The organism is Methylobacterium oryzisoli, from assembly GCF_046557895.1.
GTDB classification, from domain to species: domain Bacteria; phylum Pseudomonadota; class Alphaproteobacteria; order Rhizobiales; family Beijerinckiaceae; genus Methylobacterium; species Methylobacterium oryzisoli.
Genome location: NZ_JBKIBX010000017.1, coordinates 72215 through 85148 on the forward strand (window position 1 = coordinate 72215; position 12934 = coordinate 85148).

Consider the following 12934-nt stretch of genomic DNA (forward strand, 5'->3'; position numbering starts at 1 on the left):
GCCTCTTGGCGAAGGCCTCTTGGCGAAGGCCTCTTGGCGAAGGCCTCTTGGCGAAGGCCTCTTGGCGAAGGCCTCTTGGCGAAGGCCTCTTGGCGAAGGCCTCTTGGCGAAGGCCTCTTGGCGAAGGCCTCTTGGCGAAGGCCTCTTGGCGAAGGCCTCTTGGCGAAGGCCTCTTGGCGAAGGCCTCTTGGCGAAGGCCTCTTGGCGAAGGCCTCTTGGCGAAGGCCTCTTGGCGAAGGCCTCTTGGCGAAGGCCTCTTGGCGAAGGCCTCTTGGCGAAGGCCTCTTGGCGAAGGCCTCTTGGCGAACGGGCTTTTCGCGAACGTGCCGCGACGCCCGAGGTTCAGCCCCCGCAGAGGGCGAATGCCGTGGATGCACGAGAGCGGCCATCAGGGCGGCCATCAGCGCGGCCATTCGTCGGCTGCCGCGGCATTCCCCGCGTTCCCATCCGGCCGAGCGATCCGCCGCCCGGACGACCCGATCCGGGGCGGATCGGCGCTCTCGCAGCGGGACCGGGAACCGCATCGCGTCGCGACCACTCGACGCGGCTAACTGTTAGCTGGCTTCTCGACCTTGCGTAATGATGCTACCTGCCGTTGAGTTCGATGGCCCTCTCGCCGAAGGTCCATGCCGAATTTGCGCCTCCCGCACGCCAATCTAGCGGAGTACCTGCGCCTGATCGACGGCCTCGATATGGTCGGACTCTGGCGCTGGAGCTTCGTGACGAACGAGCAGCATTGGTCGCAGGGCCTCTATCACCTGCTCGGCCTGGACGCGCGGGCGGTCAAACCGGACTTCGCGCTGCTCCTGAGCCTGCTGCACCCGGAGGATCGCCTGCCGCTGCCGGAGTTCCGGCAATCCCTGCTCGACGGGCTCCTCATCGACCGTCGGGTGCGCCTGATCCGCCCGGACGGCACGCTGCGCGTCGTGCGGAGCCGGGCGGAGGTATTCGTCGATCCGATGGGGCGCCCCCTGCGGGCCGCGGGGGCGCTGATCGACGTCAGCAACGAGGAGGCGCTCGCCAAGGCGCGCCGCGCCGAGCAGCGCCAGCGGCAGGCCCTGTTCGAGCAGGCGCAGGTCTTCACCGTCTGGATCGATCGCGTCCCGACCGTCGAGTGGGCGCCGGAATACCTGGCGCTCACCGGCTGCACCAACGAGGAACTGGTCGACGACTGGACCCGCTCGGTGGCGCCGGAGGACCGACCGGCCCTGCACGATTGGCTGTGGACGCATTTCGACACGCACAAGCCCGGCTCGTTCGGCATGACCGTGCTCCTGGCGGATGGGACGGCCCGGCGCTTCACGCACGTGAACGTCCCGTTGCGCCGGAGCGACGGATCGATCGAGGGCTGGGCCGCGGCGAACTTCCCTCAGGGGGTCGCGCCGCCCCGGCCCACGGGCCGCCTGCGCGAGGGGCTGGAGCAGGGCATCGAGCCCCGCCACCTGCGCGCCGCCCGCGCCCTCCTGAGCTGGACGCTGGAGGATCTCGCGCGGGCGAGCGGCCTCTCGCTCTCGACCGTCCGCCGCCTGGAGGAGGATCCGGAGGGCGGACGGCGCAGCCGTCCCCTGGTGCTGGCGGCCCTGCGGGCGGCCGGCATCACCTTCACGCTCGTCGAGGGCAACCGGATCGCGGTGGCGTTGACGGAGTGAGGCTTCCGCCGAACATCTCCCGCGCCGACGGCCGACGCGGCCGAGCGGGCCTTGACGCGGCGCGCGCGAGCGGCAACCGACGAGGCCGCGGGCGAGTTGGCGTGGGTTGCCCGGAGAAGGAGACGCGCATGGCCATGAACGGTGCCGAGAGCCTGGTCCGCACGCTGGTGGCGGGGGGCGTCGAGGTCTGCTTCACCAATCCGGGCACGTCGGAGATGCACTTCGTGGCGGCGCTCGACCGGGTCGAGGGCATGCGCGCCGTGCTGTGCCTGTTCGAGGGCGGGGCGACGGGCGCCGCGGACGGCTACGCCCGCATGGCCGACAAGCCGGCCTCGACCCTGCTCCATCTCGGCCCCGGCCTCGGCAACGGCATCGCCAACCTGCACAATGCCCGCCGCGCCCGCTCGCCCCTCGTCAACATCGTGGGCGAGCACGCCACCTATCACCGGGCCTACGACGCGCCGCTCACCTCGGACATCGAGGGGCTGGCGCGGCCGGTCTCGGCCTGGGTGCGCACCGGCCTGAGCGCGCGGGAGGTGGCGGCGGACGGGGCCGCCGCCGTCGCGGCGTCCCTCTCGCCGCCGGGCGGCGTCGCCACCCTGATCCTGCCGGCCGACACCGCCTGGGAGGAGGGGAGCGGCGTCGCCCCGCCGGTGCCGGTGCCGGCGCGGGCGCCGGTGCAGGAGGAGGCGATCGTGCACGCGACCGCGGCCCTGCGCAGCGGCGAGCCGGTGCTGCTGCATCTCGGCGACCGGGCGGTGCGCGGGGAGGGGCGCCGCATCGCCGCGCGCATCGCGCAGAAGACCGGCGCGCAGCTCCTCGCCATGACCTCGAACGCCCGCATCGACCGCGGCGCCGGCACCGTGCCGATCGAGCGGCTGCCCTATCCGGTCGATCAGGCCCGCGCGGTGCTCGAACCCTTCCGGCACATCATCCTGATCGGCGCGACGCTGCCCGTCGCCTTCTTCGCCTATCCGGGCAAGCCGAGCGCGCTGGCGTCACCCACCTGCGACGTCTTCGCGCTGGCCACCCCCGAGCAGGATCAGATCGACGCGCTGGAGCGGCTGGCCGAGGCGGTCGGCGCTCCCGCGGCGGTCGGTGCGCCCGCGGAGGCCCCGCCTCCCGCGAGCCCCCGGCCGGACCTGCCGGGCGGGGACCGCCTCGACCAGGACGCGATCGCCCGCGTGCTCGGCGCGCTGATCCCCGAGGGTGCGATCGTCTGCGACGAATCGATCACCACCGGGCGCAACTTCTTTCCCGCGACCCACGCGGCGGCCCCGCACGCGTGGCTGCAGCTCAGCGGCGGGTCGATCGGGCTCGGCATCCCGATGGCCACCGGGGCGGCGGTGGCCTGCCCGGACCGCAAGGTGATCACGCTCCAGGCCGACGGCAGCGCGCTCTACACGGCGCAGGCCCTCTGGACGCAGGCGCGCGAGCGGCTCGACGTGGTGACCCTGATCTGGTCGAACCGCTCCTACGCCATCCTGAAGGCGGAACTCGCCAACGTGGGCGCCAATCCGGGCCGCAAGGCCATCGACATGCTCACCCTCGACGATCCGCCGATCGACTGGCCGAGCCTCGCGCGCGGCTACGGCGTCGAGGGGCGGCGGGTCGAGACGCTCGCCCAGTTCATCGACACTTTCCGGCACGCGCTCTCCCGGCGCGGGCCGTTCCTGATCGAGGTGGCGCTCTGACGGCATCTCGATCGTTTTCCGCAAGGAACCGCTGCGCACGCAAAGTATAGCCGTCGAAATTTCAAGATCTCTTAACGACCTCGCAGGCAATCAGGATCGATCACCCTGCACGAGAGATCGATGAGCGACACGGCTGACCCGGTTTTGGCGGAGGCCCTGCTGCGACGCTGGCAATCCGCACGGCTCACCTCGCGTGGCGTTCCGGCCTACGAGGACGTGGTTCTGGGCAATCTCGGGCGCGGGGGCGGCCGCGTCGCCCTGGTGGCCGTCAGGCCCGAGGGGGGCGCGACGATCCTCTGGGGCGGGGACGCGTTCGAGGCCTGGCTCGGCGGCCCTGCGCGCGACGTGGCGGTCGCGGACCTGAGCGAGGGGCTCGGCCATTCCCTGTCTCAGATCGTCGCCGATGCGGGGACGGGCGACGAGCCCGTGCGGACGCGCTGCAACCGGGTGAGCGGCGGCGTCGTGCTCACCACCGACCTGATCGGGCTGCCGCTGCGCGGGCGCGGGGGCGGGCGCTTCGTCCTCCTCTGCCTCGCCGGCGAGACGACCCGGACTAACCTCCTGCGGGCCGTCTTCCGCGCCACCGGGCAGGGCATGCTGGCGCTCGGCGCCCTGCGCGACGAGGGCGGGCGCCCGATCGACTTCCAGGTCGTCGCGCTCAACGAGGCCACCGCGACGATGTTCGGGCGCCGCGTCGAGGAGGTGCTGTGGCAGCGCCTCACCGCCGTGCTGCCGGACCTGCCGGCCGCCACGACGCTCGCGCGGCTGACCGAGGCGCTCGGCCGGCAGGGCCGGCTCGCCTACGAGACGGCGTATCGCCGGGACGACGGAACGCTGCTGCACCTCCGGGTGGAGGTCGCCTCCCTCGGCGACCTGCTCGGCCTCACGCTCACCGACATCGGCGACATGAAGGCCCGGGAGGCCTCCGCCCGCCTCCTGTTCGAGACCAACCCGCTGCCGATGTGGGTGTGCGGCGAGGACGGGCGCTTCCTCGCGGTCAACGACGCGGCCGTGGACCATTACGGCTACGCGCGGCACGACTTCCTGGCGATGTCGGTCGCGGATCTCGGCGCGTCCGGCGCGGACCCGGCGCCCGGGGGCGTGGTGGGGCACCGCCGCCGGGGCGGCGGGGCGATCGAGGTGACGACCTACTCGCGGGCCATCCCCTTCGAGGGGCGGCCCGCGACGCTGACGGCCGTGGTCGACGTCACCGAGATGCGGCGGGCCGAGGCCCGCATCGTCCACATGGCGCATCACGACGCGCTCACGGACCTGCCCAACCGCGTGCTGTTCCGTGCGCGCCTGACCGAGGCGATGGCCGGCCTGCCGGGGCGCGGGGGCCGCGTCGGCCTGCTCTGCCTCGACCTCGACCATTTCAAGGTCGTGAACGACTCGCTCGGCCATCCGGCCGGCGACGACCTGCTGCGGCAGGTGTCTTCCCGCCTGCGCACCTGCGCGGCGCAGGCCGGGACGGTGGCGCGGCTCGGCGGCGACGAGTTCGCGATCGTGCTCGGGGCCGAGCGGCCGGAGGCCGTGGTGGCCTGCGCCGAGGCGGTGGTCGCGGCCCTTTCCCGGCCCTTCGGCCTCGCCGGCCAGGAGGTCACGGTGGGCGTGAGCATCGGCGTCGCCCTCGCGCCCGAGCACGGAACGGATCCCGACCTGCTCCTGCGCAAGGGCGACATGGCGCTCTACGCCGCCAAGGCGGAGGGCCGGCGCACGGTCCGGCTGTTCGAGCCGACGATGGATGCGGCCCTGCAGGCGCGCCGGGCGCTGGAGGCGGATCTGCGCGCCGCGGTGGCGGCGGGTGCGCTCGACGTGCACTACCAGCCGATCCTCTCGGCCCGCAGCCTCGCCGTGACGGGCTGCGAGGCGCTGCTGCGCTGGCACCACCCGGAGCGGGGCCTCGTCTCCCCGGCCGAGTTCGTGCCGGTCGCCGAGGAGGCGGGCCTGATCGGGCAGATCGGCGAGTGGGTGCTGCACACCGCCTGCCGGGAGGCCGCGGGCTGGCCGGAGCCCCTGCGGGTCGCCGTGAATCTCTCGCCGGTGCAATTTCGCAACCCGGGCCTGGCTCTCGGCGTGGCGGCGGCGCTCGCGGCGACCGGCCTGCCGGCGCACCGGCTCGAACTGGAGATCACCGAGACCGTGCTCCTGTCGGAGAACGCCGCCAACATCGCGATGCTGCACGCGCTGCGCGACCTCGGAGAGCGCATCGCCATCGATGATTTCGGCACCGGCTACTCGTCGCTCAGCTACCTGCGCGCCTTCCCGTTCGACAAGATCAAGATCGACCGCTCCTTCACGCGCGCCCTCGGCCTCGACGGCCATTCGACCGCGATCGTGCGGGCCGTGATCGAGCTGGGGGCGAGCCTCGGCATCACCACCGTGGCCGAGGGCGTCGAGACGCAGCAGCAGTTCCAGCACCTGCGCGCCGGCCCCTGCGACGAGGTGCAGGGCTTCCTGTTCGGACGTCCGGTGCCGGCCGCGGAGGTGCGCCGCCTCGTCGCCGCCCGCGCGGCGGGAAGCGCGGCGGCCTGAAGCCGGCGTGACGGATCGGCCGCGCCTGCGGCCCGAATGACACACCCTGGCGGCCCGGGAGCGGTTAGGCAGAGCGCCATGACTCCTCCTGACCGAATCGGGGTGCGTTGATGCTGCCGCGCCGGATCCTCCTCGCCCTCCTGGCGGGCCTGCCGCTCGCCGCCTGCAACGCCCGCGCCCCCGCGCGGGTCGCGGCCGTGGACGAGGACGCCGCGTGGTACATCGGCACGATGCCGGACCAGCCCTTCGACGTGCCTCTCGTCGACCGCAGCCGGATGGACCCCAAGTACCGGCGCCAGACCGTCGCCTACCGGGGGCCGGAAAAGCCCGGCACCATCGTGGTCGACATCGACGAGCGCCACCTCTACCTCGTGCAGGACGGCGGCGAGGCGATCCGCTACGGCGTCGGGGTCGGCAAGCTCGGCTTCTCGTGGAAGGGCACGGCCTCGGTCGGCCGCAAGGGCGTCTGGCCCGATTGGGGGCCGACTTCCCGGATGGTCAGCCTCAACCCCGACCTGCCGCGCTCGCGCAAGGGCGGCGTCGACAATCCCCTCGGCGCGCGCGCCCTCTACCTCTACCAGGGCGGGCGCGACATCCTGTTTCGCATCCACGGCACCAACGAGCCCTGGAGCATCGGCGAGCAGATGTCCTCGGGCTGCGTGCGCATGCTCAACGAGGATGTGGTGGACCTCTACGAGCGCGTGCCGGTGGGCACCACCGTGCTGGTCAAGCGCCACGGCCGGTACCGGGTCTGAGGGACGGCCGCCCAGCCCCTCGACCAGAATCGTGCCCAGCCGATGTCGGTCCGGGGCGGCCCCGTTCGTCTTGACCATGAGGGGCGCGACCGACGCGGCCCCGCCCGATGGGAGAGACCGATGCGCGTGATGGTTCTGGTCAAGGCGACGCCCGAGAGCGAGTCCGGCCTCATGCCGAGCCGCGACCTCCTGGAGGCCATGGGCCGCTACAACGCGGAGCTGATCGAGGCGGGCCTCCTCAAGGCCGCGGACGGCCTTCGTCCGTCCCGGGACGGCAAGCGGATCGTGTTCGACGGCCCGAGCCGCACCGTGGTGGACGGTCCCTTCCCGGCGACGCAGGAACTCGTGGCCGGGTACTGGGTCTGGGAGGTGAAGGACATGGCGGAGGCGGTGGCGTGGGCCGAGCGCTGCCCCAACCCCATGCCGAGCCGGAGCGAGATCGAGATCCGCCCCTTCTACGAACTGGCCGACTTCACCTGACGCATTCTTCGGCGCCCGGCGGACCGGTTCGCTGGTCCGCCACTCAGGACACCCTCACGACGTCTTGGCGAACAGCGCGCCGCTCCTCGCGCCGTCGGCACCGAGGCCGAGCATCTCGGTCTCGAAGCGCCGGCCTGTCCGCCTGAGGCGAAACAGGGGCTGGCCCGGCCGGTATACGGCAACCCCGTAGGCGTTGACCGGCCGTCCGTAGCCGTAACTCCGGAAGGCCACCGTGATCTCCCGGGCCGAGCCCGTCACCTCGCACAGGATCGTGGTGTCGGTCTGGAAGCCGCTGCTGGTGAGCTGGCAGGGCCGCCCGGAGGCGGGCGCCAGCCGCAGGGTGTGAACGACGACGACCGCGCTTCCCCCGGCGGTGCGCCCGCCATCGGCGGCGTACGCGTAGGTGCCCGCCCAGTCTCCCGTCCCATCGGGCGCGGCCCCCGCGGGCGCTCCCCTGAGCGCCGCAGCAAGCATCAGGGCCGGGCCGATCACCGCCTTGGCTGAACGTCGCACCGGATCTCCTTTCGTCGCGGCCTCTCCTGCCGCGGCCTTATCGATCCGGGCCGCCCGCACCGCAACGGCTCCCGCGGCGCGGCGGTCAGCGGCCGGTGGGCGCAGGTGCGGAGCCGATCGGTTCAGCTTGCGTTGTGCCGAGGGATGGTCCAACCCCGGCGAAGCTCACGCCCGAAACCCGGACGAACGGACGAACACCATGACGAAGTGGGTCTACACCTTCGGTGACGGCAAGGCCGAGGGGCAATCCGCGATGCGCAACCTCCTCGGCGGCAAGGGGGCGAACCTCGCCGAGATGTCGAATCTCGGCCTGCCCGTGCCGCCCGGCTTCACGATCACCACCGAGGTCTGCACCTACTTCTACGATCACGGCCGGCAATACCCGCCGGACCTGCAGGAGCAGGTCGACGCCGCGCTGGAGGCGGTGGGCGCGCTCGCCGGGCGGCGCTTCGGGGACGCCGCGATGCCGCTCCTCGTCTCCGTGCGCTCCGGCGCCCGGGCCTCGATGCCCGGCATGATGGACACGGTGCTCAACCTCGGCCTCAACGACGCAACGGTCGAGGCGCTGGCGGCCAGCGCGGGCGACCCGCGCTTCGCCTACGACAGCTACCGCCGCTTCATCACCATGTACTCGAGCGTGGTGCTGGGCGTGGAGCACCACTCGTTCGAGGAGGTGCTGGAGCGCTACAAGGAGACCAAGGGCCTCAACCTCGACACCGAGCTGTCGGCGCAGGACTGGAAGCACCTGATCGGCGAGTACAAGGCGCTGGTGAAGCGCGAACTCGGCGAGGATTTTCCGCAGGACCCGCAGGCCCAGCTCTGGGGCGCCATCGGCGCGGTGTTCGGCTCGTGGATGAACCCGCGGGCGAACAAGTACCGCGAGCTGCACAACATCCCGGCGAGCTGGGGCACCGCCGTCAACGTGCAGGCGATGGTGTTCGGCAACATGGGCGACACCTCGGCCACGGGCGTCGCCTTCACGCGCAATCCCTCGACGGGCGAGAAGGCGCTCTACGGCGAGTTCCTGATCAACGCCCAGGGCGAGGACGTGGTGGCGGGCATCCGCACCCCGCAGGACATCACCGAGGCCGCCCGCATCGAGTCCGGCTCCGACAAGCCCTCGATGGAGCGGGCGATGCCGGAGGCCTACGCGGAGCTGGTGCGGATCTACGGCCTGCTCGAACACCATTACCGCGACATGCAGGACATGGAGTTCACGGTCGAGACCGGGAAGCTCTGGATGCTGCAGACCCGCAACGGCAAGCGCACCGCCAAGGCGGCCCTGCGCATCGCCGTGGAACTGGCGGGCGAGGGCCTGATCACGAACGAGGAGGCGATCGGCCGCGTGGAGCCCGCCTCCCTCGACCAGCTCCTGCACCCGACCATCGACCCCAAGGCCGAGCGCCAGGTGATCGCTACCGGCCTGCCGGCCTCGCCGGGGGCCGCCTGCGGCGAGATCGTGTTCAACTCCGAGGAGGCCGAGGCCGCCAGGAAGGCCGAGCGCAAGGTCATCCTGGTGCGCGTCGAGACGTCGCCCGAGGACATCCACGGCATGCACGCGGCCGAGGGCATCCTCACCACCCGCGGCGGCATGACCTCGCACGCGGCCGTGGTGGCGCGCGGCATGGGCAAGCCCTGCGTCTCGGGCGCGGGCGCGATCCGGGTCGACTACAACGCCCGCACCTTCTCGGTCGGCGGCGTGACGCTGAAGGCCGGCGACATCGTCACCATCGACGGCTCGAACGGGCAGGTGATCCGCGGCGAGATGCCGATGCTGGAGCCCGAACTCTCGGGCGACTTCGCGACCCTGATGAGCTGGGCCGACGAGGTCCGCACCATGAAGGTGCGCGCCAACGCCGAGACGCCCGCGGATGCGCGCGCGGCCCGCACCTTCGGCGCCGAGGGCATCGGCCTGTCGCGCACCGAGCACATGTTCTTCGACGAGGGCCGCATCACCGCCGTGCGGGAGATGATCCTGTCCGACGACGCGGAGGGCCGGCGCGGCGCGCTCGCCAAGCTCCTGCCCTACCAGCGGGCGGATTTCGTGGAGCTGTTCACCATCATGTCGGGCCTGCCGGTCACGATCCGGCTGCTCGACCCGCCGCTGCACGAGTTCCTGCCCAAGGAGGAGGAGGTCGGGGCCTTCGCGGCCGAGACCGGCCTGTCGGCGGACAAGCTGCGCCGCCGCATGACGGAGCTGCACGAGACCAACCCGATGCTCGGCTTCCGCGGCTGCCGCCTGGCGATCCTGTTTCCCGAGATCGCCGAGATGCAGGCCCGCGCGATCTTCGAGGCCGCGGTCGAGGCCGGCAAGCAGACGGGCAAGCCGGTGATCCCGGAGGTGATGGTGCCGCTCGTCTTCACCAAGGCCGAGTTCGACCTCGTGAAGGCCCGCATCGACGCGATGGCGAAGGCCGTGTCGCAGGAATCCGGCACGCCGGTGGAGTACCAGGTCGGCACGATGATCGAGCTTCCGCGCGCGGCCCTGCGGGCGGGCGACATCGCCGAGACGGCGGAGTTCTTCTCCTTCGGCACCAACGACCTGACGCAGACCACCCTGGGCATCAGCCGCGACGATGCCGGCACCTTCCTGGGGCCTTATGCCAAGAACGGCATCCTCAGCGCCGACCCCTTCGTGTCGATCGACCAGGAGGGCGTGGGCGAACTGGTGAGGATCGGAGTCGAGCGCGGCCGGGCGGTGCGGCCGGACATCAAGCTCGGCATCTGCGGCGAGCACGGCGGCGACCCCGATTCGATCGCCTTCTGCCAGGAGATCGGCCTCGACTACGTGTCCTGCTCGCCCTACCGCGTGCCGATCGCCCGGCTCGCGGCGGCCCAGGCGGCGCTCCAGGCGAAGCCGCAGAGCCAGGCCTGAGACGCCAGAGACGCGGGACGGTCGCGGCCGCCCCGCCTTAACCCCCTCTCAACCATGCTCCCCGACAGTGTTCCGGACGCCGTGCGGCGCCCGGACACACCCGGCGCCGGCCCGGCCAGGATCAACGGGTGCGGGACGGGCGCGTGGCCAGACGGGCGGCGAGAGCGACGGGCGGGCGGCGGGCGCGCCGGGGGCGGGGGTTGCGCTGGATCTGCGCGGCGACCGCGCCGTGGGTGCTGGGTGCAGGGCTCCTCGTCTCCTTCACGGCCTCGGCGGGCTTCGACGCCTCGCCCGGGGCGAGCGTCATCCCGGGCCTCACCGCCCGCGCGGTGCCGCCCCTGCCGCCCGGCGGCCTGATCGGTCCGGTCGAGCGCGCGGTCGCGATCCTCGATGCCGCGCCGCTGCGCGACGACCTGAAGGTGGATGCCGAGGCGCTGCCCGCGCCGCACCGGGCCGCCAAGACCGACGCGCTCGCGGGATTCCGGTCCGGCACGGAGCGTCCGCTGCCCGCGCGCGGCTGGATCGGCGGGATCGGGAGCGGCATCGCCGCCTCCCTCACGCCCGGCCCGGCCACGTGGAATCCCGACCTCGACGCCGCGAGCGGCTTCGTGCCCTTCCCGGACGAGGAGGGCGGGGACCGGGCGGCCGAGAGTTCGCCGGCGAGCGCCGCCTCCGACGCGACCCGGGGCGGGGCGGACGGCGCCCGCACCCGCGAGACGCGCCAGGACGGAGCCACGCCCGCGGTGCCGCGCGCCGTCGCCCTGTCCTCCACCACGCCGGCGCCCGCCGACGCCATCCCGGTCGAGGTGCTGGCGGGGGGCCAGTTGCCGGGCCAGTTGCCGGGCCTTGGCTCGCCGCGCCTCGACCGCGCGGCCCGCGGCGGCGAGATGCTGGCGGCCAAGCCGCTCGACCCCACCGACGAGGCGCGGCGGCGCTACGCCGACCTGATCACCCCGGACACCGCCGAGAAGGAGCAGCGCTGCCTCGCGGAAGCGGTCTATTTCGAGGCCCGCGGCGAGCCCGAACAGGGCCAGGCGGCGGTCGCCCAGGTGGTGCTCAACCGCGCCAAGAGCGGCCTCTACCCGTCGAACATCTGCGGCGTCGTCTACCAGAACCGCCACCGCTACCTCGGCTGCCAGTTCTCCTTCGCCTGCGAGGGACGGTCCCTGCGCATCACCGACGATTCCTCGTGGTCCACCGCCACGCGCGTCGCCCGGGCGGTGGTGGAGGGGCGCACCTACCTGGCCGATGTCGGCGGGGCCACCCACTACCACGCCGACTACGTGAAGCCGCGCTGGTCGCGCCGGCTGAAGAAGATGGACGTGATCGGCCGCCACATCTTCTATCAGCTCAAGCCGGGGCAGACCTGAGGCGCTGCGCCCGTCAACCGGTCCGCACCGCCATCCTCACCAGGATCCCGCGTTAAGATTGACAGGTCGATCTGTAGTTGAGCGCAACCCGCCGGGACGGCGTCAGGGCCGGAGATCGACACGCGGGGCTGAGCGGAATCCTGCGCGATGCGCCGAAATACGTAGTATTTTACGAGGGTGACTTTACCCTCCGGCGGGTTTCGACTTGCCGCAGGGGCGGGCACGCGGCTTCCATGGCGGCCAAGCGCGGCGGGTGTTTTTCCCGTGCGCGCGCCCGTCGTCCTGTCTTGCGTGAGGCCCCTCGATGACCGCTGCGGTCACCCGTCTCTCCCTGTCGCTCGCCGCTGCGGCGGGCGCCGTCCTCGTCGCCCTGCCGGCCGCCGCCGGCGGCTACGGCTGCGTCACCGCCGAGTGCTACCGGCGCGTCTCCACGCCGCCGGTCTACGGCACCGTGTCCGAGCAGGTGATGGTCCGCCCGCCGCGCACGGTGACGCAGGTCATCCCGCCGGTCTACGACGTGGTGGCCGAGAAGGTGATGGTCTCGCCGGGTGGCCGGGTCTGGCAGACCTCCTACGACGCCTACGGGCAGCTCGTGGGCTGCTGGGTGACGACGCCGCCGCGCTTCGCCGTGCGCCAGCGCCGCGTGCTGGTCCGCCCGGCCGAGGTGGTGCCGCAGGTGATCCCGCCGGCCTACGCCTCCTTCCAGCGCCGCGTCCTCGTCGAGCCGGCCCGCTCGGCCTGGGTGCAGGCCGGCGGTGCCGGGTACGGCGGTGGCGGGTACGGGGGTCCCGGGTACGGCCGGTACGGCGGCCCCGCGCCCTACGGCGGTCCCGGCTACCCGGGCACCTACGGCCCGGCGGGCGGCGTGGTCGGGGCCGGGCTCGGCCTCGCGGGTGCGGGCGTCGGCCTCGGCGTCGCCACCGCGGGCGCGGCGGCGGGCTTCGCCCTCGGGGGCGGCAACCCCTACGACGGCTACTGAGACGGACCGGCCCCGGAGTGCTCCGGGGCCGCGCACGCCTTGCCGGCCCGGCCCGCCCGCCCCACAAGAGCGGACGGGCGACTT

9 protein-coding genes are annotated in these 12934 nt (G+C 72.7%); 8 read left to right on the forward strand and 1 reads right to left on the reverse strand.

Translation table 11 applies throughout. From position 1 onward, the window contains the following. Nucleotides 1-626 precede the first annotated feature (626 nt). From ACKUB9_RS17810 to ACKUB9_RS17830, 5 genes are all read left to right on the forward strand, one after another. Entirely contained in the window at nt 627-1649 is a 1023-nt protein-coding gene (locus ACKUB9_RS17810; protein ID WP_407524810.1) for a PAS domain-containing protein, read from the forward strand. 128 nt (nt 1650-1777) lie between these two features. Continuing rightward, nucleotides 1778-3343, forward strand: coding sequence for an acetolactate synthase large subunit (locus ACKUB9_RS17815; RefSeq protein ID WP_407524813.1), 1566 nt, complete (start codon nt 1778-1780; stop codon nt 3341-3343). Nucleotides 3344-3463: 120 nt separating this feature from the next. Further along, nucleotides 3464-5878: a putative bifunctional diguanylate cyclase/phosphodiesterase gene (locus tag ACKUB9_RS17820; protein WP_407524816.1), complete on the forward strand. Its 2415-nt coding sequence runs from the start codon at nt 3464-3466 to the stop codon at nt 5876-5878. A gap of 110 nt (nt 5879-5988) precedes the next feature. Continuing rightward, entirely contained in the window at nt 5989-6633 is a 645-nt protein-coding gene (locus ACKUB9_RS17825; protein ID WP_407524818.1) for a L,D-transpeptidase, read from the forward strand. Nucleotides 6634-6753: 120 nt separating this feature from the next. Then, entirely contained in the window at nt 6754-7113 is a 360-nt protein-coding gene (locus tag ACKUB9_RS17830; protein WP_407524821.1) for a YciI family protein, read from the forward strand. A gap of 54 nt (nt 7114-7167) precedes the next feature. Here ACKUB9_RS17830 and ACKUB9_RS17835 read toward each other — a convergent pair whose 3' ends face one another. Next, complete coding sequence (locus tag ACKUB9_RS17835; protein WP_407524823.1) at nt 7168-7626, reverse strand: DUF5991 domain-containing protein; 459 nt, start codon at nt 7624-7626, stop codon at nt 7168-7170. A gap of 199 nt (nt 7627-7825) precedes the next feature. Here ACKUB9_RS17835 and ppdK point away from each other — a divergent pair, with 199 nt between their 5' ends. From ppdK to ACKUB9_RS17850, 3 genes are all read left to right on the forward strand, one after another. After that, nucleotides 7826-10501: a pyruvate, phosphate dikinase gene (ppdK, locus tag ACKUB9_RS17840; RefSeq protein WP_407524826.1), complete on the forward strand. Its 2676-nt coding sequence runs from the start codon at nt 7826-7828 to the stop codon at nt 10499-10501. A 200-nt stretch (nt 10502-10701) separates the two neighbouring features. Continuing rightward, on the forward strand, nt 10702-11871 hold the full coding sequence (locus ACKUB9_RS17845; protein WP_407524937.1) for a cell wall hydrolase: 1170 nt from the start codon (nt 10702-10704) through the stop codon (nt 11869-11871). A 304-nt stretch (nt 11872-12175) separates the two neighbouring features. Then, nucleotides 12176-12850, forward strand: a complete 675-nt coding sequence (locus tag ACKUB9_RS17850; protein ID WP_407524829.1) for a hypothetical protein — start codon at nt 12176-12178, stop codon at nt 12848-12850. Nucleotides 12851-12934: the final 84 nt, after the last annotated feature.

Bases quoted from the DNA above. Each gene is read 5' to 3' on its own strand.
- ACKUB9_RS17810 (WP_407524810.1), top strand. From the start codon at position 627: ATGCCGAATTTGCGCCTCCCGCACGCCAATCTAGCGGAGTACCTGCGC.
- ACKUB9_RS17815 (WP_407524813.1), top strand. From the start codon at position 1,778: ATGGCCATGAACGGTGCCGAGAGCCTGGTCCGCACGCTGGTGGCGGGG.
- ACKUB9_RS17820 (WP_407524816.1), top strand. From the start codon at position 3,464: ATGAGCGACACGGCTGACCCGGTTTTGGCGGAGGCCCTGCTGCGACGC.
- ACKUB9_RS17825 (WP_407524818.1), top strand. From the start codon at position 5,989: ATGCTGCCGCGCCGGATCCTCCTCGCCCTCCTGGCGGGCCTGCCGCTC.
- ACKUB9_RS17830 (WP_407524821.1), top strand. From the start codon at position 6,754: ATGCGCGTGATGGTTCTGGTCAAGGCGACGCCCGAGAGCGAGTCCGGC.
- ppdK (WP_407524826.1), top strand. From the start codon at position 7,826: ATGACGAAGTGGGTCTACACCTTCGGTGACGGCAAGGCCGAGGGGCAA.
- ACKUB9_RS17850 (WP_407524829.1), top strand. From the start codon at position 12,176: ATGACCGCTGCGGTCACCCGTCTCTCCCTGTCGCTCGCCGCTGCGGCG.